This is a genomic window from Actinomycetospora sp. CA-101289, from assembly GCF_050955895.1.
GTDB lineage: Bacteria > Actinomycetota > Actinomycetes > Mycobacteriales > Pseudonocardiaceae > Actinomycetospora.
In genome coordinates, this window is record NZ_CP192093.1 from 679,591 (window position 1) to 702,180 (window position 22,590).

The following is a 22,590-nucleotide window of genomic DNA, read 5'->3' on the forward strand; positions in this document are numbered from 1 at the left end:
CCCTCGGGGGCGCGGGCCGTGTCGGGCGCTGGGTCGCTCGGGGCGTCAGGCCTGCTTGATGGCGGAGATGTCGAACTCGAGCCCGACCTTCTCCGAGACGAGTACGCCACCGGTCTCGAGCGCGGCGTTGAAGCTGATGCCCCACTCCTTGCGGTTGATCGTGGTGGAGCCCTCGAAGCCGGCGCGGACGTTGCCGAACGGGTCCTTGGCGAGGCCGCTGAACTCGAAGGGGATGGTCACGGGCTTCGTGGTGTCGCGGATCGTCAGGTCGCCGGTGATCTTGTAGACGTCGCCGTCCTGCTCGACGGACGTCGAGCGGAAGGTGATCTCCGGGTAGACGTTCACGGCGAGGAAGTCGTCGCCCTGGACGTGGCCGTCGCGCTGCTCCTGGCCGGTGGTGAAGCTGTTGGTCGCGATGACGATCTCGGTCGACGACTGCGAGGGGTCGGCGTCGATGTGGGCCGAGCCGCGGAACTCGCCGAACGAGCCGCGGACCTTCGTGACCATGGCGTGGCGCGCGGTGAAGCCGATGCGGGTGTGCGCGGGGTCGATCTGGTAGTCGCCGGCGAGCTCGAGGGCCGGGGCGGTGGTCTCGGTGGTCATGTCGTCGTCCTCCGTGGGACTTGAAGCATCAACTTTCAAGGCAGAGCCTAGCACCGTCACTTGAGACGTCAACTATTTGCCCGGTGACGGACGTCGCCCGTGGTGGGGGAATGCGTCAGACGAGCGCGTGCAGGCCCGCGTCGCCGACGACGACCGTCCCGGCCCCGTGCCGGCCCACGGCGATCGCGAACGCGCCGGCGTCGGGGCCGAACACCTCCAGCACGAGGCGGTCGCCCGCCAGGCCCGCGGCGCTGCGCGCGAAGCGGGCGAGGGCGGCGGGCTCCCACGCGACGGGGTGCACGCCCACGGCGACGCGCACCGAGGTGGTGGCGAGCAGGACGGCCAGCGCCTGGGCGGTGCTGGGCCAGTGGTGGCCGGCGGGGACGTCGCGGGGCCCGGCGGGCACGACGACCAGCGCGGCGCCGTCGGCCTCGGCGGCGCGGGCCCGCTGGAGCATCGTGTCGAGGTCGCGGGAGCCGCCCGTGGGGTCGACCAGGCCGTGGTCGACGGGGTCCAGGTGGACGATGCGGGGCGGGGCGAGGACGGTCATGGCTGGGGCTCCAGGGGGTCGCGGCGTGCGGGGCACGGAGTCCACGCGCGGGCGGTGCTCCCCGGGAGGGGCCTCAGCGGCGCGCGGTGGCGCGACGACAGAGCTCGTCGTAGGCGTCGGGGCGGCGGCTCGGCCAGAACCGCTCGATCGTCTCCCCGGACATGGCGCAGGAGTCTGCCCGGAGCTCCGGGGACGGACAAGCGTTACCTTCGCCTCATGGAGTCCGCCGACCTCAAGCCCCGCAGCCGCGACGTCACCGACGGGTTGGAGCGGGCCGCGGCCCGCGGGATGCTCCGTGCGGTCGGGATGACCGACGACGACTTCGGCAAGCCGCAGATCGGGATCGCCTCGTCCTGGAACGAGATCACCCCGTGCAACCTCTCGCTGGACCGGCTCGCGGCGGCCAGCAAGGAGGGCGTGCACCACGGCGGCGGCTTCCCCATGGAGTTCGGCACGATCTCGGTGTCCGACGGCATCTCGATGGGCCACGTCGGCATGCACTACTCGCTGGTCAGCCGCGAGATCATCGCCGACTCGGTGGAGACGGTGGTGTCCGCCGAGCGCCTCGACGGCACGGTCACGCTCGCCGGCTGCGACAAGTCGCTGCCCGGGATGCTGATGGCCGCCGCGCGCCTCGACCTCGCGTCGGTGTTCCTCTACGCCGGCTCGATCATGCCGGGCACGGTCGACGGCAAGGAGGTGTCGATCATCGACGCCTTCGAGGCCGTCGGCGCCTGCGCGCGCGGCCTGATCTCCCGCGCGGAGGTCGACCGCATCGAGCGCGCGATCTGCCCGGGCGAGGGCGCCTGTGGCGGCATGTACACCGCCAACACCATGGCCTGCGCGGCCGAGGCGATGGGCATGTCGCTGCCCGGCTCGGCGTCGCCGCCCTCGGCCGACCGCCGCCGCGACGGCTTCGCCCGCGCGTCCGGCGACGCCGTCGTCGGGATGCTGCGCCGCGGGCACACCGCGCGCGACATCATGACCCGCGAGGCATTCGAGAACGCGATCGCGATCGTCATGGCCTTCGGCGGGTCGACCAACGCGGTGCTGCACCTGCTGGCGATCGCCCGCGAGGCCGAGGTCGACCTCGAGCTCGACGACTTCAACCGCATCGGCGACCGCGTCCCGCACCTCGCCGACGTCAAGCCGTTCGGCCGGCACATGATGACCACGGTCGACAAGGTCGGTGGGGTCCCGGTGGTCATGCGGGCGCTGCTCGACGCGGGCCTGCTGCACGGCGACGCGCTGACCGTCACCGGGAAGACGGTCGCCGAGAACCTCGACGAGCTGGCCCCCGAGCCGCTGGACGGCGACATCCTGCGGCGCCTCGACAACCCGATCCACCCCACCGGCGGGCTGACGATCCTGCGCGGCTCGCTGGCCCCCGACGGCGCGGTGGTGAAGTCCGCGGGCTTCGACGCGTCGTCGTTCGAGGGCACCGCCCGGGTGTTCGAGGGCGAGCAGGGCGCGATGGACGCGGTGTCGTCGAACAGCCTGAACCCCGGCGACGTCGTCGTCATCCGTGACGAGGGCCCGCGCGGGGGACCGGGGATGCGCGAGATGCTCGCGGTCACCGGGGCGATCAAGGGCGCCGGGCTGGGCAAGGACGTCCTGCTGCTCACCGACGGCCGGTTCTCGGGCGGCACCACCGGGCTCTGCGTCGGGCACGTGGCGCCCGAGGCCGCGCACGGCGGGCCGATCGCCTTCGTGCGCGAGGGTGACCGCATCCGCCTCGACCTCGCCGCGCGCACCCTGGACCTGCTGATCTCCGACGAGGAGCTCGCCGAGCGCTCGCGGGGCTGGACCGCGCCGCCGCTCAAGCACCGCACCGGTGTGCTCGGCAAGTACTCGCGGCTGGTCGGCTCGGCGGCGCAGGGTGCCGTCGTCGGCTTTGGCTCCGCCTCGTGAGCGCTTGCCCGTGGTGGGGCACGGAATGGCGCGCACACCCGTGCGGCGCGTGCGCTTCGCCGACCTGACGCCCGCCGAGCTCTACGAGCTGCTCGCGCTGCGGGTGCGGGTGTTCGTCGTGGAGCAGGACTGCGCGTACCAGGAGCTCGACGGGGTCGACGCGCGCGCCGAGCACGTCTGGACCCGCGGCCCGGGCGGGGAGATGGCGGCGTATCTGCGGGTGGTGGACGAGGGGGCCGGGGTGACGCGGCTCGGGCGCATCGTCACCGCGCCCGAGCACCGCGGCACGGGCGCGGGCACGGCCCTGATGCGCGCGGTGATGGCCGGCATCGACGGTCCGGTCGTGGTCGGCGCGCAGGTGCAGGCACAGGGGTTCTACGAGCGCCTCGGCTTCGCGGTCAGCGGTCCCGGCTACGACGAGGACGGCATCCCGCACGTGCCGATGCGCCGGGACTGAGGGGCCGCCCAGGCAGCTCACAGCGCCTTCTCAGGGCCCGCGCGGAGCATGGCGGACGTGGAGATCCTGATCATCCTGCTCGTCGTCGGCGGCCTGCTCGCGCTCGTGCTCACGCGCGGACGCGGGCGCGGCACCACCGCGGCCGGGCAGCTGTCCGACGCCGAGGCCGAGGCCCGGCGCTGGTATGACCGCCTCGGCGGGCAGGTGCTCAACCTGACCGGGAGCGACGAGCCCAGCAAGCAGGCCCTCGCCGACGCCGCCGAGCGCTACACCGCGGCCGGCGCCCAGCTCGACCAGGCGTCGACCGCGCCGCAGTATCGCCTCGTCGCCGACACCGCGCTCGAGGGCCTCTACTACGTGCGCGCCGCGCGCACCGCGATGGGCATGGACCCCGGCCCCGCGCTGCCCGACTCCGCCGACCGCGCCCGGGCCGGCGAGCTGGCGAGCGCGCGGACCGTCGACGTCGAGGGCCGCAGCGTCAGCGGCTCACCCCACCCCTCGGCGCGGAACGACCACTACTACCCGGGCGGCGTCGTCGGCGGGCGCCCCGTCCCGGCCGGCTGGTACTCCGAGCCCTGGTGGAAGCCGATGCTCCTCGGCGGCGTGGGCGCCGTCGGCGGGATGATGGTGGCGAGCGCGCTGGTGTCCGGCTTCGGCGCGGCGGCGATCGGCGGCGACGCCTTCGCCGGGGACGCGGGGTTCGACGGCGGCGGGTTCGACGGCTTCGGCGGCGGCGATCTCTTCGGCGGCTGGTGACGCCCTCCCTCAGGCCCGGCGCCCCGCACCGCGATCCTCACCGCCCCGCCCTCCGGTGCCCGTGCGGGCCGTCGACCACCCACGCCGCGAGCGCCCCGGCCCCCGGCGGCGCCCCGCCCTGCCGGAAGCGGGACCGGCCGACGGTCCCGTCGTCGCGCTCGACCGCCACCTCGTAGCCGAACCCGTCGGCCACCACGCTCGGCGGACCGTCGCCGAACTCGCAGGCGTCGACCAGTCCGCGCAGCTCCGCCGCGGCGTCGGCGTCGAGCTCGGCGGCGTCGACCTCGACGGTGAGCACCATCCCCGCCACGCCGCCCGACCGCACCACGGTCACCCTCATCGCTTGTCCGCCGGCAGCCGCACCTTGACCGCCTCCCACCCGCCGCGCACCGCGTCCTGCTCGGCGGAGCCCCCGCCGTAGCGCTCACCCGCGACCGTGAGGGTGAGCGCGGCGCAGTCCTCGAAGCCGGCGGTGGGGGCGAGTCGCCCGCCCGTGAGCACCTCGTACCAGACCGGGCCGACCGTCTCCCACGCCTCGCCACCGAGGGTGCGCGCCGCCTCGGCGAAGGCGCGGTTGGGGATGCCGGAGTTGACGTGCACGCCGCCGTTGTCGTTGCGCGGGTCGTCGTCGGCGGGCAGGTCGGCGTAGGCGTCCATGTCGGCGGGCTGGTCGTCGCCCGCGTAGGCCGTGCCCGGCGCGATCATGCTGCGCAGCGCGCGGCCGAGCGACGGCTCGAGCGTGCCCTCGCCGACCAGCCACGACGCCGACGCCGCATCGGTGCCCGCCGCCCGCTGCGCCACGAGCACCCCGAACACATCGGAGAACGACTCGTTGAGCGCCCCGCTCTGGCCCCGGTACTGCAGGCCGGCGCTGAACTGCGTCACGCCGTGGGTCAGCTCGTGGGCGACGACGTCGAGCGCGCGCGTGAGCCCGCCCGCGACGAACACCCCGCCACCGCCGTCGCCGTAGACCATCTGGTCGCCGGTCCAGAACGCGTTGTCGTAGCGCTGCCCGAAGTGCACCGACGAGACGAGGTCGAGCCCGCGGCCGTCGATCGAGTCGCGGGCGAACACCTCGCGGTAGAACGCCGCGGTGGCCGCCGCGCCGTCGAACGCCTCGTCGACGGCGGCGTCGCCCGACGGCGGATCGGTGGTGCCGCGAACGCGGCGTCCGGGCAGCGCGGCCTCCTCGCCGCCGGCGACGTCGTACACAGTGTTCTCCGGCCCGGTGTCGGGCGCCTGCGCCGGGAGGAAGGCGAGATCGGCCGGCGAGAGGCCGAACCGGCGCAGCACCGGACCGAGCGCGGAACGCCGCGAGCGCAGCGCCGCCGAGGTCAGCAGCGTGCGCAGCGCCGCGTCGCGCACCTCGGGATCGCCCTGCTCCGCCACGGCGAGCAGGAGGGTGGGCGGGGCGATCTCGCAGCGGCAGCCGATCACGCACCGAGTGTGCCGCAGCCCACCGACAGGCCCCGTCGCGCACACGGACGCGGGCTTTCTGGGAGACTGATGTTGTACACGGCGCCGTTCCGGCGCCCGGGTCGTCAGCCACCGCGCTCCGCGCGGTCTCCCCACACCCCTCTCGAGGACGGGTCGGCGCTCGCGGCCCCCATTCTCTACGAGAGGCCCCCGACATCCCGACGACCACCGTGTCCCGCTCCGCAGCCACCTTCTCCGACCTCGGCGTCAGCGACGCCGTCGTCGACGTGCTGGCCGCGCGCGAGATCACCGAGCCCACCCCCATCCAGGCCGCCGCGGTCCCCGACGCACTCAGCGGCCGCGACGTCCTCGGCCGCGGCCGCACCGGCAGCGGCAAGACCCTCGCGTTCGGCCTCCCGGTGCTCACCCGCCTCGCCGGCGGGCGCACCGTCTCGAAGCGCCCGCGGGGTCTCGTGCTGCTCCCCACCCGCGAGCTCGCGAGCCAGGTCCGCGACGCGCTCGCCCCGATCACCGAGGCCCTCGGCCTGCGCCAGACCGTCGTGTACGGCGGCGTCGGCCAGGGCCGCCAGGCCGACGAGCTGCGCCGCGGCGTCGACCTCCTCATCGCCTGCCCCGGCCGGCTCGAGGACCTCATCGGTCAGGGCCTGGTCGACCTCGACCGCGTCGAGGTCACCGTGCTCGACGAGGCCGACCACATGGCCGACCTCGGCTTCCTGCCCGCGGTCCGGCGCCTCCTGCGCCGCACGCCGGGCGACGGCCAGCGGCTGCTGTTCTCGGCGACGCTCGACGGCGAGGTCGACCGGCTCGTGCGGGAGTTCCTGCACGACGCCGTGACCCACAGCGTCGACACCGCGTCCGAGCCGGTGCCGGACATGACCCACCACGTCTTCACGGTGGACCCCGGCAACCGCACCGCGGTGATCCAGGAGCTCGCCTCCGGGCGCGAGCGCAGCCTGCTGTTCACGCGCACCAAGCACGCGGCCCGCAAGCTCTCGCGCCAGCTGACGTCGTCGGGCATCCCGGCGACCGAGCTGCACGGCAACCTCAGCCAGCCGCAGCGCGACCGCAACCTCGCCGGCTTCCAGTCCGGTGACGTGCGGGTCCTCGTCGCCACCGACATCGCCGCCCGCGGCATCCACGTGGACGACGTGGCGCTGGTCGTGCACGTCGACCCGCCGACCGAGCACAAGGCCTACACCCACCGTTCGGGGCGCACCGCGCGCGCCGGCGCCTCGGGTGACGTCGTGACGCTCGTGCAGCCGTCGGAGCGGTCCGAGGTCGCGTCGATGACGCGCAAGGCCGGCATCCGCCCCCGCACCGCGACGGTCGTGCCGGGCGCCCGGGAGATCGCCGCGCTGGTCGGCGAGCCCGCGCCGCGCGTCGACCCCGAGGACGGTCCGGCCGCCGCGTCCCGCAAGCCCCCGCCCCAGCCGGCGGCCGGGTCCGGCGGGGGTGGCCGCTCGCGCGGTCCCGGCGCGGGTGCCGGTGGCGGTGCAGGCCGTCGCGGCGGAGGCCGCGGGCAGGGTCGTCGCGGCGGCACGGGCTCGGGCGGCGGTGCCACCGAGACGCGCGGCACCGGCCAGGCGCGCAGCGGCCAGTCGCGAGGCGGCCAGTCGCGAGGCGGCCAGTCGCGCGGCGGGCAGTCGTCGCCGACCACCTACTCGACGTCCACGCACTCGGCTGCGGCCCACTCGTCGCGTGCGGGTGCGGGACGTGGCCGAGGTCGCGCCCGCTGACCGGAATCACCCGCAGTAGCCGAACGCTCGGCCACTCGGGTGAGATCGCTTGCTCTCCGCGGTCGGCGACGGGAAAAGTACGGGCGCGCACTCCCGTGCGTGATCGGATCGCGCTCCCGGAGGTCGTCGTGGGTGACACCTGGGGCATCCCGGGCCCGGTGTTCCTCGGGCTGTTCGTGGTGCTCGTCGTCGTGGCCTGGCTGGTCGGTCCGCTGCAGCGGTGGAACCTCGACCGGCGGGCCGCCCGCGCCGTGCGCGGTGCGCCCGTCACGCCGTCGGTGGAGGAGCTCGCACTGCTCGCCGGCGGGCGCAAGCGGCTGATCGAGACGGCGATCGCCCGGCTCGTCGACGGTGGCGTCCTGCGCATCTCCCACCAGCGGCACCTGAGCTCCACGGGGCGCCCGCCGGTCGGCGACCTCGACGAGGCGGTCGTCGGCGCCGTCGAGTCGCACCCGGCGATGAGCATCAACGGCGTCCTGCTGCGGGTGCACCACGGTCCGGCGGTGCGCGCGATCGAGGACGGCGCGCGGGCTAAGGGTCTGCTGCACGACCCGGACGCCGTGCGCCGCAGCAAGTACCTCGCGGTCGGCGCCCTCGGGCTCGTCGAGCTGCTCGGCGTCCTGCGCCTCGCGGCCGGCATCGCCCGGGGCGCGTCGGTGGCGTTCCTGGTCGTGCTGATCGTCCTCGTCGGCGTGCTCAGCCTCGTGACGCTGGTGGCCGTGCCGCTGCACCGGCCGACGCCGCTGGGCCGCGAGACGCTCGCCCGCTATCGCGACCCCGCGATGGCGCACGCCGGGGGCATGTCCGGGACGGCGATGGCGGGCGCGTTCGGCGTCGCGGGCCTGGTCGCGCTCGGCGGGTTCGCGATGTTCCCCGACCCCGAGGTGGCGGCGCTGCTCGCGGCGCCGTCGTTCGGTGGGGGCGGGAGCGACTCCGGTGGCAGCGACTTCTCCGGGGACTCGGGCTCGTCGTGCGGCTCGTCCTGCGGTGGCGGCGGGTGCGGCGGGGGCGGGTGCGGCGGGTGACGCCGATCGCCGGCGGCCCGCACGGCGTCGGCATCGGGTGGCGCCGCGAGATCGACCTGACCGTCGAGCGGCTGCCCGGCGTCGACTTCGTCGAGGTGGTGGCCGAGGACCTGCGCGCGGACGCGGTCCCTGCGTCGTTGACCGCGCTGCGCGCCCGCGGGGTGCCGGTGCTGCCGCACGCGGTGTCGCTGTCGCTGGGCGGGGCCGAGCCGCTGCGCGTCGACCGCGTGGAGCACCTCGCCGCCGTCGCCGACGCCCTCGACGCGCCGTTCGCGAGCGACCACGTGGCGTTCGTGCGCGCGGGCGGGCTCGAGTCGGGACACCTGCTGCCGGTGCCGCGCACGCGCGAGGGGCTCGACGTCGTGGTCGAGAACGTGCGCGCGGCGCAGGCGGTGCTCGGGGTGCCGCTGGCGCTGGAGAACATCGCCCCGCTGCTGGCGTGGCCGGACGCGGAGATGGGCGAGGGGGCGTTCCTCGCCGAGCTGTGCGCGCGGACCGGGGCGTGGCTGCTGCTCGACGTCGCGAACCTGCACGCGAGCGCGGTGAACCTGGGTCAGGACCCCGCGCGGGTGCTCGACGACCTGCCGCTCGAGCGCGTCGTCTACGTGCACGCGGCGGGCGGGGTGGAGCGCGACGGCGTCTACCACGACACGCACGCGCACGCGCTGACCGCGCCGGTGCTCGACCTGTTCGACGAGCTCTGCGCGCGCCACCGGCCGCCCGCGGTGCTGCTCGAGCGCGACGACCGCTACCCGACCGACGACGAGCTGGCGGGGGAGCTGGCGGCGCTGCGGGCGGTGCACGAGCGGGTACGGGCGTGAGTCGCGAGGAGCTCGCCGCGCGTCAGGCGGAGCTGCTCGCGGCGCTCGTGGCCGCGGGCCCGGCGCCCGAGGGCGTCGACCCGGCGCGCGTCGCGCTCGAGGCGGACGCGCTGCGGGCGAAGCGCCGGCGGGCGCTGGCGCGGCTGGTGCCCGTCGACGTGCACGAGCGCCTGGGCGCGGAGCTGGGCCCGCGCCTCGACGCGTGGATCACCGCGCATCCCCGGCGCGAGGGGACGTCGATGCACGCGGACGCCGACGCCTTCGTCGCCGCACTGCGCGCCGGCGGCGTGCTGCCCCGACCTCGCCGGGGATGGGCACCGCGAGTGCCAGCGTGGCGGCCACGCTGGCGTTGAACGCCAGGAAAGCCACCACGATCACCCGCGCGGACACCGCGCGTGCGGTGATCAACGGGGACTTCGCGCGCATAGAAGCAGCGAGATACCCGTTCGCTGCGACCAGGCGGCGTGGCCCTCCAGCAGCCTCACTCCCGACCAGTGAGCGGGGGGATTTCCTGGCGTTGAACGCCAGCGTGGCCCCCACGCTGGCATGAACCACGCCAACCCCGGGCTACGGCGCCTTGCCCTCGCGCACGTCGGCGTAGCGGGCGCGCACCTGCTCCGCGGCGGCCGGGTCGGACACCTCGCGGGTGGTCTCGCGCGTCACCGTCCAGCCCGGTTCCTCGCCGTGCAGCGCCCACGCGGCCTGGCGGGCGGCGCCCAGGGCCACGTACTCCTGCGCCGCGAGCACCTCGACCGGGACGCCGAGCACGTCGGGCGCCAGCTCGGCCACCGCCCGCGAGCGCGAGCCCCCGCCGATCAGCAGGGCCCGCCGCGCCGGCACCCCCTGCGCGGTCATCGCGTCCACCCCGTCGGCGAGCCCGCAGAGCATGCCCTCGACGGTCGCGCGCGCCAGGTTCTCGCGCGTCCCCGAGGTCGTCGTCAGCCCGACGTAGCGGCCCTGCGCCTGCGGGCGGTCGGGGGTGCGCTCGCCGTCGAGGTAGGGCAGCAGCACCAGCCCGCCCGCCCCGGGCTCGGCCGCCAGGGCCAGCTCGTCGAACCCGTCGGGCTCCACGCCGAGCAGCCGCGCACCGACCCCGAGCACGCGCGCGGCGTTGAGCGTCGCCACCAGCGGCAGGAAGCCGCCGCGCGCGTCCGCGAACCCGGCGACGGCGCCCGAGGCGTCGGTGGTCGGCCGGTCGTGACCCGTGAACACCGTGCCCGAGGTGCCGATCGAGACGACCACCTCGCCCGGTCCGGGCCCGATCGCCAGCGCCGCGCCCGCGTTGTCGCCGGTGCCCGCAGACACCGCGAGCCCGTCGGACGTCCGGCCGACGACCTCCGCCGGCTCGGCCACCCGCGGCACGCGGAGCGTGCGCCCGAACGCCATCTCGAGCAGGTCGGGGCGGTAGTCGCCGCTGACCGTCGACCAGTAGCCGGTGCCCGACGCGTCGCCGCGGTCGGTGGTGGCCTCGTCGGGCGAGCCGCAGAGCCGCCAGGTCAGCCAGTCGTGCGGCAGCATCACCCGGCGCGCGCGCTCGGCGACGTCGGGCTCGGCGCGCGAGGTCCAGCGCAGCTTCGTGGCGGTGATGCTCGCGACGGGCACGGTGCCGACCGCCTCGGCCCACGCCGCGGGCCCGCCCAGCTCCTCGATCAGCGCCTGCGCGTCGGGCGCCGAGCGGGTGTCGTTCCACAGCAGCGCGTCGCGCACCGGCTCCCCGGCGTCGTCGAGCAGCACCATCCCGTGCTGCTGGCCCGCCACCCCGATCGCGGCGACGTCGTCGGTGCCGACCTCGCCGAGCGCCCCGGCCAGCGCGTCCCACCACGCCCGCGGATCGACCTCGGTGCCCTCGGGGTGCGACCGCCGGGCCTCGCGCACCACCCGCCCGTCGGCCGGGTCGACGACGAGGACCTTGGTGGCCTGGGTCGACGAGTCGACCCCGACGACGAACTCCGCTGATCGCGCCATGGCGGCAGTATCCCCGCGGCTAGGGTCACGTCACGTGATCACCGGGGGGCGGGAGCGCTTCGTCGTCTGCGGGGAGGACATGCTCTCCCTCCGGATGGTCGAGGCGCTGCTGCGGCAGTCGCGCCGCGGGGTCGACGTCGTCGTGCTCACGGCGCCGGGCAGCGCGGTCGTCGAGCGGCTGCGGGCGCTGCGCGACGTCGAGGTCATCGAGGTCGCCGAGCCCGACGACGAGGCGTTCACCGCGGCCCGGGTGGACGCGGCGACGTCGGTGGCGCTCGTCCACCGCGACGACGTCGTCAACATCCACCGGGCGCTGCGCGTCCAGGAGCTCGCGCCGTCGGTGCGCCTCGTCGTGCGCCTGCACGCGCCCGCGCTCTCCGGGCGCATCCGGATGCTGCTGCCGACCGCGACCGTGCTCTCGGTGTCCGCGACCGCCGCACCGGCCTTCGTCACCGCCGCGGTCGGCGTGAGCACCCGCCAGGCGGTCGACCTGCCCGGCTACCCGATGGTCGTCGCCGACCGTGACCGCGTGCGCCCCCAGCACGTGGTCCGCGGGCTGGCGCGGCGCCCCGACCTCGGCCCGCCGGTGCTCCTGCCCGACGACGACACCGCCGCCGACCTCGTGCTCGCGAGGGTCCCGGTGCACCGCGAGGGCCGCGTCGTCGGGCACCGCCGCGCGCTCTGGCGCCGGGTACTGACGCGCGGCTGGCGGCGGTTCCGGGCGGGCCTGACCCGCTCGCTGGCCCGCGCGACCCTCGCGCTGGTCGCCCTGCTGGTGCTCGGCACCGTCGCGTTCGCGACGCTCGCCGACCTCTCCTGGGGCGACGCGGTGTACCTGACCGTCCTCGACTCCGCAGGCGCCGCCGACCCCGACACCCACCGGGCCGCCGTCGCCCGCACCGTCCAGGCGCTCGTCACCGTGGTCGGCATCGCGATCATCCCGCTGGTCACCGCGGTCGTCGTCGACGCGGCGGTCAGCGCCCGGTTCGCCGGCACCCCGCAACGCCCGCGCCCGCGCCGCGGCCACGTCGTGGTGGTCGGGCTCGGCAACGTCGGGGTGCGGGTCGTCGAGCAGCTCCACGAGCGCGGGGTCCCCGTCGTCGCCGTCGACGACGAGGAGGGCCCGGGCGTCACGCAGCTGCGGCGGATGGGGCTGCCGGTGATCGTCGGCGACACCACCCGACGCCAGACCCTCACCGAGGCCTCGGTCGGCGACTGCCGCGCGCTGGTCGCGGTGGGCCGCGACGACGTCGCCAACCTCGAGACCGGGCTGGTCGGGCGGTCGCTGCGCGCGCGGCTGCGCGTGGTGCTGCGGCTGCGCGACGACGACCTCGCGCGCCGCGTCGAGCGCACCCTCGAGGTCGCCGTCTCCCGCAGCGTCTCGTTCCTCGCCGCGCCGGCGTTCGCGGCGGCGATGCGCGACCACCAGGTCGTCGCGACCGTCCCCGTCGGCCGCTCGGTGCTGCTGCTCGCGGACGTCTCCGTCGGGCGCAGCGCCCTGCTCGCGGGCCTGCCGCCCACCGCGGCCGAGAGCGACGGCGAGGTCCGCGTCGTCGGGGTCTACCGCGGGGCCGCCCACGACGCGGTGCTCGAGTGCCCGCCGCGCCCGACGCGCCGGCTCAAGGTCGGCGACCGCCTCGTCGTCGCCGCCACCCGCGACGGGCTGACCGAGATCCACGCCCGCTGCGCGTCGCGGACCGCTGTCGACTGACTCCTGTCCTTCGTTCGTACTACCTGATAGCTTCGCCGCACCAAACGACGGAGAGGGGCGCTCCCATGAGCACCGAGACGACGACCGACGAAGTCCTCGTGGTGACGCGCGCGATCGACGCCCCCGCCGAGCGCGTGTTCGGGGTGCTCGCCGACCCCGCGACGCACGCCGCGATCGACGGCACCGGCTGGGTGCGCGAGCCGCTGGAGCCGGGCCGCCGGATCACCGGGGCCGGCGAGATCTTCGGCATGGGCATGTTCCACGCGAACCACCCCGACGGCGACTACCGCATGCACAACCGCGTCGAGGTCTTCGAGGCGCCGCGGGCGATCGCCTGGCAGCCCGGGCAGTACGGGCCGGACGGCGAGATCGGCTACGGCGGCTGGACCTGGGGCTACGAGGTCGAGGCCGACGGGGACGGCACCTGCCGCGTGACGCTGACCTACGACTGGTCGCGCGTCCCCTCGTACCTCCGCGAGCACATCAGCTTCCCGCCCTTCGGCGTGGACCACCTCGAGCGCTCCCTCGACCACCTCGCGGAGCTCACCGGCTAGCAGCCGCACGACTCCCGCACGACCAGGCGCGGAGCGAGCCGGCGCGTCGCGGGCGGGGCCTCGGGGTCGGCGATCCGGCCGAGCAGCATCTCCACCGCGGCGGCCGCGATCTCGTCGAACGGCTGGGCGACGACGGTGAGGCGCGGGGAGAACAGGTCGGCCCAGGCGAAGTCGTCGAACGCGGCCACCGCGACGTCGCGCGGCACGGCCAGCCCGACGTCGCGCAGCGCCTGCATCACGCCGATCGTCATGCTGTTGTTGCCCGCGACGATCGCGGTCGGCGGGTCGTCGAGGGCGAGCAGCCGGTGGACGGCGGCGCGCGCGGGCCCGGTCGCCGAGGCGCCGCTGACCTCGAGCGCGGGGTCGGCGGGCAGCCCCCGCGCGCGCAGGGCGTCGCGGTGCCCGTCGCGCCGCTCCCCGGTGGTCGACAGCCCGTCGAGCCCCGCGACGAGCCCGATGCGCGTGTGCCCGTGGTCGGCGAGGTGCCCGGTCAGCGCCGCGGTGGCCTCGCGGTTCTCGCTGCCGACCTGGTCGTGGCCCGCGTCGATGAGCCGGTCGAGCAGCACCGTCGGCACCTCGTGGCGGGCGAGGTAGGCCAGCGCGGCCTCGGGCCGCGCCGACGGGGCGAGCACGACGCCGTCGACGCGGTGGTGGTGCAGGCGCGTGACGACGGTCAGCTCGTACTCGGGGTCCTCGTGCGGGTCGACGAGCAGCAGCGTGTAGCCCGCCGCGGCGGCCGCGGACTCGGCGGCGTGCAGCAGCTCGCCGAAGTAGGGGTTGGAGATCGCCGAGAGGACCAGGCCCATCGTCGTGGTCTTCGCGGTCGCCAGGGACCGTGCCACGGTGTTCGGCGTGTAGTGGGTGGCGGCCACGGCGGAGAGCACCGTCTCGCGGGTGCTGGCGCGCACCGGCCGGGTGCCGTTGAGGACGTGCGACACGGTCGCGGTGGAGACGCCGGCCATCCGTGCGACATCGGCCATCGTGACCATGCCCGGCTCCGTTCCTCCGGCGGCCCGCCCGCTCTCGCGCAAGTTCTACCCTGTCCGGCCCCCTGCGCACCTCTCTCCGGACCTGACGCGGTTAAGCGCTTGCGTCTCACGCAGCGCAGTTCTACCGTCACCCCACCGCCAGTGGCCCAGGTCACGGTGCAGGGCGGTGGCGGGCGGCCGACGGGGCGGGAGGCGCGATGCGCGGGGCGGCGCGACGGCGGGCACGGGGACGGGCACCAGTGGTCCTCGCGGCGATCCTGGCGAGTCTGGCGCTCGTCGCCGGGTGCTCCGGCGCGGGCGCCCTGGGCAGCGCGGAGGGCGTCGAGACCGTCACGGTCGCGATCGTGTCCAACCCGCAGATGGAGGACGCGATCTCGCTCGCGCCCCGGTTCGAGGCCGCGAACCCCGGCATCCGGCTGCGCTTCGTCTCCCTGTCGGAGAACGAGGCGCGCGCCAAGATCACGGCCTCGGTCGCCACCGGCGGCGGCGAGTTCGACATCGTCATGATCTCGAACTACGAGACGCCGCAGTGGGCGCAGAACGGCTGGCTGACCGACCTCGAGCCCTACATCGCCGGCACCCCCGGCTACGACCAGGCGGACTTCATCCCGACCGTCCGCGACTCCCTGTCCTTCCAGGGCCGGATGTACTCGGTGCCGTTCTACGGCGAGTCGTCGTTCCTCATGTACCGCCGCGACCTCTTCGAGCAGGCCGGCATCCAGATGCCCGCGCAGCCGACGTGGCCGCAGATCGCCGAGTTCGCCGCCCGCCTCGACCAGGGCGAGGGCCAGCGCCGCGGCATCTGCCTGCGCGGCAAGCCGGGCTGGGGCGAGGTCATGGCCCCGCTCGACACCGTGATCAACACCTTCGGCGGGCGCTGGTACGACCCGGAGTGGCGCGCGCAGCTCACCTCGCCCGAGGTGCGCCAGGCCGTGCAGTTCTACGTCGACCTCGTCCGCCAGCACGGGGAGCCCGGCGCCTCGCAGGCCGGCTTCTCCGAGTGCGCGACGCAGTTCGGCCAGGGCCAGGTGGCCATGTGGTACGACGCGACGTCGGCCGCGGGCACCGTCGAGGACTCCGAGGAGTCGACCGTCGCCGGGCGGATCGGCTACGCCCCCGCCCCGGTGGTGGCGACGCCGTCGTCGGGCTGGCTGTACTCCTGGTCGCTGGGCATCCCGCAGACCTCCCCGCGCAAGGACGCGGCGTGGCGCTTCATGTCCTGGATGACGAGCAAGGAGTACATCCAGCTCGCCGGCCGGGAGGTCGGGTGGACCTCGATCCCGCCCGGGTCACGGCAGTCGACCTACGAGATCCCGGAGTACCGGCAGGTCGCGGGGGCCTACGGGCCGCTGATCCTGCAGGGCCTCCAGCGGGCGAACCCGCAGCAGCCGACCGTGCAGCCGGTGCCGTACCAGGGCGTGCAGTTCGTGCGCATCCCCGAGTTCCAGGACCTGGGCACCCGCGTCAGCCAGCAGGTCAGCGCGGCGATCGCCGGCCAGATCACCGTCGACGAGGCCCTCGAGCAGTCGCAGAACTACGCGGAGACGGTGGGGGAGAGCTACCAGCGATGACAGCAACGCTCGAACAACGCCCCGCGCCCGCCGCGAACGTCGGCGGCGCCGCGATGATCGACCGCGCCGAGGGCTGGCGGCGCCGCGCGCCGCTGCTGCCGGCACTGGTCTTCACGATCGTCGTCACCCAGATCCCGTTCCTGCTCACGCTGTTCTACTCGCTGCAGTCGTGGAACCTCGTCCGGCCGGGGTCGCAGGAGTTCGTGTGGTTCTCGAACTACCTCGACGTCTTCACCGACAGCCAGTTCCGCCAGGTCGCGCTCAACACGATCGTCATGACGCTGGGCTCGGTGCTCATCGCCGTGGTGCTCGGGCTCCTGCTGGCGCTGCTGCTCAACCGCCAGTTCGTCGGGCGCGGCGTGGTGCGCACGCTGCTCATCACGCCGTTCCTCATCACGCCGGTGGCCGCGGCGCTGCTGTGGCGCACGGTGCTGCTCGACCCGACGCTCGGCCTGGTCAACTTCGTGCTCTCGCCGTTCGGGGCGTCGGGCACCGAGTGGATCAGCCAGTTCCCGCTGGCCTCGGTGATGGCCGCGCTGGTGTGGCAGTGGACGCCGTTCATGATGCTGCTGCTGCTCGCGGGCCTGCAGAGCCAGCCGACCGACCAGCTCGAGGCGGCCCGCGTCGACGGGGCGAGCGCGTGGTCGGTGTTCCGCGAGCTGACGCTGCCGCACCTGCGCCGGTTCATCGAGCTCGGCGTCGTGCTGGGCACGATCTACCTGGTCAACACCTTCGACACCGTCTACATGATGACCCAGGGCGGGCCGGGCGTCGCCAGCGCCAACCTGCCGTTCTACATCTACCAGCGCGCGTTCCTCGGCTTCGACATCGGCCAGTCCGCGGCGATGGGCGTGGTCGTCGTGATCATCACGCTGATCGCGGCGAGCTTCGCGCTGCGCCTGCTGTTCCGGAGCTTCAGCGGCGAGGAGGAGCTGACCTAATGGCGGTCACGACGGACACCCCCACCGACGATCGGGCGTCGGCGACGGACCAGGTGCAGGCCCCGCGCAAGCAGCGCACGAGCGGGGCGAACGTCGGGTTCGGCGTCATCGCCTGGGTCGTGGCCATCGTGTTCTTCTTCCCGGTCTTCTGGATGGTGCTGACCTCCTTCAAGACGGAGGCCGACGCCTACACGCCCACCCCGAAGCTGTTCTTCGAGCCGACCCTCGAGCAGTACGAGGGCGTCTTCTCCTCGGGGCTCGGGCCCTACGTCGCGAACTCGGTGACGGCCACCGTGGTCTCGACGATCTTCGTGCTGCTGCTCGGCGTCCCGGCCGCGTTCGCGCTGTCGCTGCGCCCGGTGCGCAAGACGTCCGACGTCCTGTTCTTCTTCATCTCGACGAAGATGCTGCCGGTGGTCGCGGCCATCGTGCCGATCTACGTCGTGGTCAACCAGATCGGCATGCTGGACAACATATGGACGCTGATCGTGCTCTACACCGGGATGAACCTGCCCATCGCCGTGTGGATGATGCGCTCGTTCTTCCTCGAGGTGCCCGGCGAGCTGCTCGAGCAGGCCAGCATCGACGGCGCGCCGTTGTGGCGCACGCTGCGCGAGATCGTGCTGCCGATCATCTCGCCCGGCATCTTCGCCACCGCGCTGATCTGCGTGATCTTCGCGTGGAACGAGTTCTTCTTCGCGGTCAACCTGACCGCCGCCAACGCCGGCACCGTGCCGGTCTTCCTGGTCGGGTTCATCACCTCGGAGGGCCTCTACTGGGCCCAGCTCTCCGCGGCGGCGACCATCGCGGCGCTGCCCGTCGTCCTCGCGGGCTGGGTGGCGCAGAACAAGCTGGTGCAGGGCCTGTCGTTCGGCGCCGTGAAGTAAGGGAGACATCGACATGGCCGAAGTGGTGTTCGACCAGGCCTCGCGCATCTACACCCCGGGCGCGAAGCCGGCGGTCGACCGGCTCGACCTGACCGTCGCCGACGGCGACCTCGTCGTCCTCGTGGGCCCGTCGGGCTCGGGGAAGTCGACGGCGCTGCGGATGCTGGCCGGGCTCGAGCCGATCGACGCGGGCTCGGTGCGCATCAACGGGCGCGACGTCGTCGACGTGCCGCCCAAGGACCGCGACATCGCGATGGTGTTCCAGAACTACGCGCTCTACCCGTCGAAGACCGTCGCGGAGAACATGGCCTTCCCGCTGAAGATGCGCGGGATGGACAAGGAGGAGCGGGCTCAGCGCGTGCGCGAGGCCGCGGAGATGCTCGGGCTCACCGAGTACCTCGACCGCAAGCCCAAGGCGCTCTCCGGCGGCCAGCGCCAGCGCGTCGCGATGGGCCGGGCGATCGTGCGGGAACCGCAGGTCTTCCTCATGGACGAGCCGCTGTCCAACCTCGACGCGAAGATGCGCGTGCAGACCCGCGCGCAGATCGCCGAGATGCAGAACCGGCTCGCGGTGTCGACCGTCTACGTCACCCACGACCAGGTCGAGGCGATGACGATGGGCGACAAGGTGGCCGTCCTGGCCGACGGCAGGCTCCAGCAGTACGCGACGCCGCCGGAGCTCTACGACCGACCCGCCAACGCGTTCGTCGCCGGGTTCATCGGGTCGCCGGCGATGAACCTGCTCGAGCTGCCGCGCTCGTCCACCGGGGTCACGCTCGGCGGCATCGAGATCCCGCTGCCGCGCGACATCGCCGACGCGGCCGGCTCCCGGGACCGGCTCACCGTCGGCATCCGCCCGGAGGACTGGGTGCTGGAGAGCAACGACTCCGACGGGGGCTCGGTGATCAAGGCCGTGGTCGACGTCGTCGAGGAGCTCGGCAGCGAGTCCTACCTCTACGCCCACCTCGCCGAGGACACGTCCACCTCGATCGTCGTGCGGGGTCCGGGTCGCGTGAAGGTCCGCTTCGGCGACCCCATCGCCGTGCGCCCGAACGCCGACACCCTGCACGTCTTCGACGTCGAGAGCGGCGAGCGTTTGCCCTGACGGGCTCGTGCGCCCTTGTCCGTGCCCCGGCACGGACAAGGGCGCACACCCCTCAGGCGTACGCGGGCAGGTCGATCGCCGTCGCGGCCGAGGCGACCCAGTGCTCGTCGAACTCCTCGACGGCCTCTTCCGCGCCGGTCATCTGGCGTGTCCGCTCGGCGTTGACGAGGGCGAGCTGCTGGTTGGCCTCGACGAACCCGCACATCCGGGCGCGGTAGGCGGCGAACGCCGCGGCGTGGTCGCCTGCGGCGCGCTCGAGCTCCCCGGCCAGCACGTACGCGCCGACCATCGCGAGGCTCGTGCCCTGCCCCGACACCGCCGTGGCGCAGTACGCGGCGTCGCCAACGAGCGCGACCCGCCCGCGCGACCAGGAATCCATCCGCACCTGGGTCATCGGCGAGAGGTAGAAGTCCGGCGCGTCCGCCATCCCCTCGAGCATCCGCGGGATCCACCAGCCGCCCGCCGCGAACGCCTCGTTCACCAGGCGCCGCTGCTCGGCGAGGTCGCGGTGGTCGTAGGTCACCGTCTCGTCGACCCACCCCATGACGGCCCGGACCTCGGTGTTCTGCCGCGCCGTGTACAGGCCGACCATCGCGTCCGGGCGCTGGAGGAAGACCTGCCAGCGGTCGAGGCCGAAGGTGTTCGGCAGGGTGAACACGGCGATGTGCTGGCCCAGCGGGTAGAGACGTCCGTCGTCGTCGGGCCCGAACGCGACGTGGCGCACACCGGAGAACTGGCCGTCGGCGCCCACCACCAGGTCGACGTCACGGCGGGTGCCGCTCGCGAGCTCGACCCGCACGCGGTCGCCGGTGTCGTCGATCCCCACGACCCGCTCGCCGTAGAGGTGCTCGACGTCCGCGGTCGCGCCGACGAGCACGTCGACGAGGTCGTCGCGCAGGATCTCGACGTCCGGACCGCCGACCGGTCCGCCGGTGAGCGTGACGTCGGTGGTGCTCATCAGCTCGGTGCCGTCCTCGTCGACCACGGACATGCCCCGCATGTCGGTGCGGGCCGCCCGCAGCGCGTCGGCGACGCCCATGCGCTCGGCGACCGTGAGCGCCGGCCCACGGACGTCGACGGCCTGCCCACCGCGGCGCGGCGCCGGGGCGGCCTCCACGACCACGGGGACGAAGCCGTGCCGCCGTAGCCAGTACGCGGTCGTCGCGCCGGCCACGCCGCCGCCGGACACCAGGACCTCGGTCATCGCTGTTCCTCCTCGATACGGTGTACGAGCAGCAACGGTGCCGCTCAGAGCCGGGTCGACGGCGGACTGTGCCGGCACAGACAGCACAGAGGAGGCGCGATGGAGGACCTCCCGTCGGAGCGGGTCGCCGCCGCACTGAGGGCCCGCATCGTCGACGGCGAGCTGGGTCCGGGCGACCGTCTGCCCTCGGCCCGGGCGGTGGCCGCCGAGCACGGCATCGCGCTGTCGACGGCGGCGCGGGCGCTGAGGCTGCTGCGCGACGGGGGCTGGGTGACCACGGTGCCGCGGGTCGGCTCGGTCGTCGTCGAGCGGGCCGACGCCGCCCCGACCCGCCGGCGACCCGTGGGCGCCCCGACCCGCGAGGACGCCGTGGCCGTCGCGATCGAGCTCGCCGACGCCGACGGGCTCGCGACGCTGTCGATGCGGCGGGTCGCGGCGGGCGTCGGGCTGCCGACGATGTCGCTGTACCGGTTGGTGCGCGGCAAGGAGGACCTGGTCGTGGCGATGGTGGACGCCGTGTTCGCGGCCGCGGCGCTGCCGCCGGGGAGCGGGACCTGGCGTGTGCGGCTGGAGGCGCTGGCGCGGCGGCAGTGGCGGCTGCACCGCCGGCACCCCTGGCTCGCGCGCGCCCTGTCGCTGAGCCGTCCGCAGGCGTCGCCCGCGCTGCTGCGGCTCGCCGAGGCCGAGCTCGCGGCGCTCGAGGAGGTCGTCGCCGACCCGGTGACCAGCTTCGACCTGCACCTGGTGCTCACCAGCTTCGTGCGGGGGATGGCCGTCGACCTCGCCGCGGAGGTCGACGCCGAGGCGGACACCGGCATCGACGCCGACACCTGGGTCGACCACGACCCGGCGCTGCGCGAGGCCCTGCGCCGCCACGCCGGACCGGCCCTGCGTCGCGTCGGCGACTACCCCTACGACCTCCAGCGCATCTTCGACACCGGGCTGACCGCGCTGCTCGACGGGTTCGGGACGCTGGCACGGTGATCCGTGTCGTGGCGGCGGCCGGCCGCCGGTCGGAAAGGCGTCGCGCGCGACGCGATCGATCTCCTAGCGTGTCCGGCGTGATCCAGCAGCTGCTCTACGGCTGACGCCACCCGCACCGCACCGCCGGGGACGCCCCGGCGGTGCGGCGTCGCGCCCTCGTCACGCCTGCTCCTGGAGTCCCCATGGCCCACGTCCTCGTGGTCGGCGTCGCCGCCCACGGCCACACCCACCCCCACCTGCCCGTCGTCGCCGAGCTCGTCGAGCGCGGCCACCGGGTCACCTACGCGATCCCCGCGGCGTTCGCGGCGATGGTCGCGGCGACCGGCGCGACGCCGCTCGTGCACACGTCCGTCCTGCCCGACCAGGCGCGCGGCGAGCAGTGGCCGAGCGACCCGGTCGCCGGCACCGCGCTGTTCCTCGACGAGGCGGTGCAGGCGCTGCCGCAGATCGCCGCGGCGTTGGAGGACGACGTCCCCGACGTCGCGCTCTACGACATCGGCGGCTACCCGGCGATCGTGCTCGCACGGCGCTGGGGCATCCCGGCCGTGCAGCTCTCGCCGGCGATGGTGGCGTGGGAGGGCTTCGAGTCGGACTTCGCCGACGACCTCGCGTTCCGACAGTCACCGGTGTACTCGGCGTACCTCGCGCGGTTCTCCGCGTGGCTCGCCGAGCAGGGGATCGACGACGACCCCGAGCAGTTCGTCGGCCGGCCGGCGCGCTCGATCGTGGAGATCCCGCGGGCGTTGCAGCCGCACGCGGAGAAGGTCGACCCGGACGTCTACACGTTCGCCGGGCCCGACATGGCGCGGCGGGCGCGCGAGGAGCGGTGGCCCGCGCCGCCGCGCCCGCTCGTGCTCGTGTCCTTCGGGTCGGCGTACCACGACGAGCCCGACCTGTTCCGGGCGTGCGCGGAGGCGTTCGGACCGCTGGCGTGGGACGTGGTGCTCGCCGTCGGCCCGCACCTCGACCTGGACGCGCTGGGCGAGCTGCCGCCGAACGTCGCCGTGCACCGGTGGGTGCCCCAGCTCGGGGTGCTCGGGCGCGCGAGCGCGTTCGTCACCCACGCCGGGATGGGCGGCTGCGCCGAGGGGCTCTGGTGCGGGGTGCCGATGATCGCGATCCCGCGGGCGGTCGACCAGTTCGGCAACGCCGCGATGCTCGAGGCGCTGGGCGTGGCGCGGACGGTGCCGGCCGAGGAGGCGACGCCGGAGACGCTGCGCGCGGCGCTGCGGGAACTCACGTCCTCGCCCGACGTGGCGGCCCACCTGGCGGCGCAGCGCGCCGAGCTCCGCGCGGCGGGCGGGGCGGCGGCCGCCGCGGATGTGGTGGAGGGGCTGCTGGCGACCGAGGGGATGTCAGCGGAGCGGCGCTGCAGACACTGAG

22 protein-coding genes are annotated in these 22,590 nt (G+C 74.6%); 15 read left to right on the forward strand and 7 right to left on the reverse strand.

Annotated features, from left to right (window positions below):
- Window positions 1–45 precede the first annotated feature (45 nt).
- Together ACQPX6_RS03315 and ACQPX6_RS03320 are read right to left on the reverse strand one after the other, a co-directional pair.
- On the reverse strand, window positions 46–603 hold the full coding sequence (locus ACQPX6_RS03315) for a YceI family protein (protein WP_433785406.1): 558 nt from the start codon (window positions 601–603) through the stop codon (window positions 46–48).
- A gap of 115 nt (window positions 604–718) precedes the next feature.
- Complete coding sequence (locus tag ACQPX6_RS03320) at window positions 719–1,153, reverse strand: hypothetical protein (protein ID WP_433785407.1); 435 nt, start codon at window positions 1,151–1,153, stop codon at window positions 719–721.
- Window positions 1,154–1,369: 216 nt separating this feature from the next.
- Here ACQPX6_RS03320 and ilvD point away from each other — a divergent pair, with 216 nt between their 5' ends.
- The 3 genes from ilvD to ACQPX6_RS03335 are packed head-to-tail and all read left to right on the forward strand — an operon-like array spanning window position 1,370 to window position 4,277.
- Window positions 1,370–3,064 (forward strand): dihydroxy-acid dehydratase, encoded by a 1,695-nt coding sequence (ilvD, locus tag ACQPX6_RS03325; RefSeq protein WP_433785408.1) that lies wholly within the window; start codon window positions 1,370–1,372, stop codon window positions 3,062–3,064.
- Between the two features lie 25 nt (window positions 3,065–3,089).
- On the forward strand, window positions 3,090–3,521 hold the full coding sequence (locus tag ACQPX6_RS03330) for a GNAT family N-acetyltransferase (RefSeq protein ID WP_433785409.1): 432 nt from the start codon (window positions 3,090–3,092) through the stop codon (window positions 3,519–3,521).
- Between the two features lie 48 nt (window positions 3,522–3,569).
- Window positions 3,570–4,277 (forward strand): hypothetical protein, encoded by a 708-nt coding sequence (locus ACQPX6_RS03335; RefSeq protein WP_433785410.1) that lies wholly within the window; start codon window positions 3,570–3,572, stop codon window positions 4,275–4,277.
- 37 nt (window positions 4,278–4,314) lie between these two features.
- Here ACQPX6_RS03335 and ACQPX6_RS03340 read toward each other — a convergent pair whose 3' ends face one another.
- Together ACQPX6_RS03340 and ACQPX6_RS03345 are read right to left on the reverse strand one after the other, a co-directional pair.
- On the reverse strand, window positions 4,315–4,617 hold the full coding sequence (locus tag ACQPX6_RS03340) for a protealysin inhibitor emfourin (RefSeq protein WP_433785411.1): 303 nt from the start codon (window positions 4,615–4,617) through the stop codon (window positions 4,315–4,317).
- A complete protein-coding gene (locus ACQPX6_RS03345) occupies window positions 4,614–5,714 on the reverse strand; it encodes a M4 family metallopeptidase (RefSeq protein ID WP_433785412.1) in 1,101 nt (366 codons plus the stop codon). Before ACQPX6_RS03345 ends, ACQPX6_RS03340 begins: the two co-directional genes overlap by 4 nt.
- Before the next feature lie 209 nt (window positions 5,715–5,923).
- Here ACQPX6_RS03345 and ACQPX6_RS03350 point away from each other — a divergent pair, with 209 nt between their 5' ends.
- The 4 genes from ACQPX6_RS03350 (at window position 5,924) to ACQPX6_RS03365 (ending at window position 9,649) form a co-directional block, all read left to right on the forward strand.
- Complete coding sequence (locus tag ACQPX6_RS03350; RefSeq protein WP_433785413.1) at window positions 5,924–7,450, forward strand: DEAD/DEAH box helicase; 1,527 nt, start codon at window positions 5,924–5,926, stop codon at window positions 7,448–7,450.
- Between the two features lie 128 nt (window positions 7,451–7,578).
- A complete protein-coding gene (locus ACQPX6_RS03355) occupies window positions 7,579–8,475 on the forward strand; it encodes a TIGR04222 domain-containing membrane protein (protein ID WP_433785415.1) in 897 nt (298 codons plus the stop codon).
- Window positions 8,472–9,296, forward strand: a complete 825-nt coding sequence (locus tag ACQPX6_RS03360) for a DUF692 domain-containing protein (RefSeq protein ID WP_433785416.1) — start codon at window positions 8,472–8,474, stop codon at window positions 9,294–9,296. Before ACQPX6_RS03355 ends, ACQPX6_RS03360 begins: the two co-directional genes overlap by 4 nt.
- Window positions 9,293–9,649 carry a hypothetical protein gene (locus ACQPX6_RS03365; RefSeq protein ID WP_433785417.1) on the forward strand — a complete coding sequence of 119 codons (357 nt, stop codon included), beginning with the start codon at window positions 9,293–9,295 and terminating at the stop codon, window positions 9,647–9,649. Before ACQPX6_RS03360 ends, ACQPX6_RS03365 begins: the two co-directional genes overlap by 4 nt.
- Window positions 9,650–9,863: 214 nt before the next feature.
- Here the strand turns inward: ACQPX6_RS03365 and xylB are convergent, their stop codons facing one another.
- On the reverse strand, window positions 9,864–11,261 hold the full coding sequence (gene xylB / locus ACQPX6_RS03370; RefSeq protein ID WP_433785418.1) for a xylulokinase: 1,398 nt from the start codon (window positions 11,259–11,261) through the stop codon (window positions 9,864–9,866).
- Between the two features lie 34 nt (window positions 11,262–11,295).
- On the opposite strand from xylB, the gene ACQPX6_RS03375 reads away from it, so the two are divergent.
- Together ACQPX6_RS03375 and ACQPX6_RS03380 are read left to right on the forward strand one after the other, a co-directional pair.
- Complete coding sequence (locus tag ACQPX6_RS03375; RefSeq protein WP_433785419.1) at window positions 11,296–12,972, forward strand: NAD-binding protein; 1,677 nt, start codon at window positions 11,296–11,298, stop codon at window positions 12,970–12,972.
- Window positions 12,973–13,037: 65 nt separating this feature from the next.
- On the forward strand, window positions 13,038–13,526 hold the full coding sequence (locus tag ACQPX6_RS03380; protein WP_433785420.1) for an SRPBCC family protein: 489 nt from the start codon (window positions 13,038–13,040) through the stop codon (window positions 13,524–13,526).
- On the opposite strand, the gene ACQPX6_RS03385 is transcribed toward ACQPX6_RS03380, so the two are convergent.
- Complete coding sequence (locus ACQPX6_RS03385; protein WP_433785421.1) at window positions 13,523–14,515, reverse strand: LacI family DNA-binding transcriptional regulator; 993 nt, start codon at window positions 14,513–14,515, stop codon at window positions 13,523–13,525. The genes ACQPX6_RS03380 and ACQPX6_RS03385 overlap by 4 nt on opposite strands.
- A gap of 197 nt (window positions 14,516–14,712) precedes the next feature.
- On the opposite strand from ACQPX6_RS03385, the gene ACQPX6_RS03390 reads away from it, so the two are divergent.
- Genes ACQPX6_RS03390 through ACQPX6_RS03405 form a run of 4 tightly spaced genes read left to right on the forward strand, consistent with a single transcriptional unit; the run spans window position 14,713 to window position 19,019 of the window.
- Entirely contained in the window at window positions 14,713–16,086 is a 1,374-nt protein-coding gene (locus tag ACQPX6_RS03390; RefSeq protein ID WP_433785422.1) for an ABC transporter substrate-binding protein, read from the forward strand.
- The gene (locus ACQPX6_RS03395; protein ID WP_433785424.1) at window positions 16,083–17,027 is read left to right on the forward strand and encodes a carbohydrate ABC transporter permease; all 945 of its coding nucleotides are present in this window, start codon (window positions 16,083–16,085) and stop codon (window positions 17,025–17,027) included. The genes ACQPX6_RS03390 and ACQPX6_RS03395 overlap by 4 nt, the downstream gene beginning before the upstream one ends.
- Window positions 17,027–17,914, forward strand: a complete 888-nt coding sequence (locus ACQPX6_RS03400) for a carbohydrate ABC transporter permease (RefSeq protein ID WP_433785426.1) — start codon at window positions 17,027–17,029, stop codon at window positions 17,912–17,914. The genes ACQPX6_RS03395 and ACQPX6_RS03400 overlap by 1 nt, the downstream gene beginning before the upstream one ends.
- 13 nt (window positions 17,915–17,927) lie before the next feature.
- On the forward strand, window positions 17,928–19,019 hold the full coding sequence (locus ACQPX6_RS03405; protein ID WP_433785427.1) for an ABC transporter ATP-binding protein: 1,092 nt from the start codon (window positions 17,928–17,930) through the stop codon (window positions 19,017–19,019).
- 52 nt (window positions 19,020–19,071) lie between these two features.
- Here the strand turns inward: ACQPX6_RS03405 and ACQPX6_RS03410 are convergent, their stop codons facing one another.
- Window positions 19,072–20,223, reverse strand: a complete 1,152-nt coding sequence (locus ACQPX6_RS03410; RefSeq protein WP_433785429.1) for an FAD-dependent monooxygenase — start codon at window positions 20,221–20,223, stop codon at window positions 19,072–19,074.
- 99 nt (window positions 20,224–20,322) lie between these two features.
- Between ACQPX6_RS03410 and ACQPX6_RS03415 the strand changes: the two genes are divergently transcribed.
- Both ACQPX6_RS03415 and ACQPX6_RS03420 read left to right on the forward strand, forming a co-directional pair.
- Entirely contained in the window at window positions 20,323–21,207 is an 885-nt protein-coding gene (locus ACQPX6_RS03415) for a GntR family transcriptional regulator (RefSeq protein WP_433785430.1), read from the forward strand.
- A gap of 182 nt (window positions 21,208–21,389) precedes the next feature.
- Window positions 21,390–22,589, forward strand: coding sequence for a macrolide family glycosyltransferase (locus ACQPX6_RS03420; protein WP_433785431.1), 1,200 nt, complete (start codon window positions 21,390–21,392; stop codon window positions 22,587–22,589).
- The last annotated feature ends 1 nt before the right edge of the window (window position 22,590 follow it).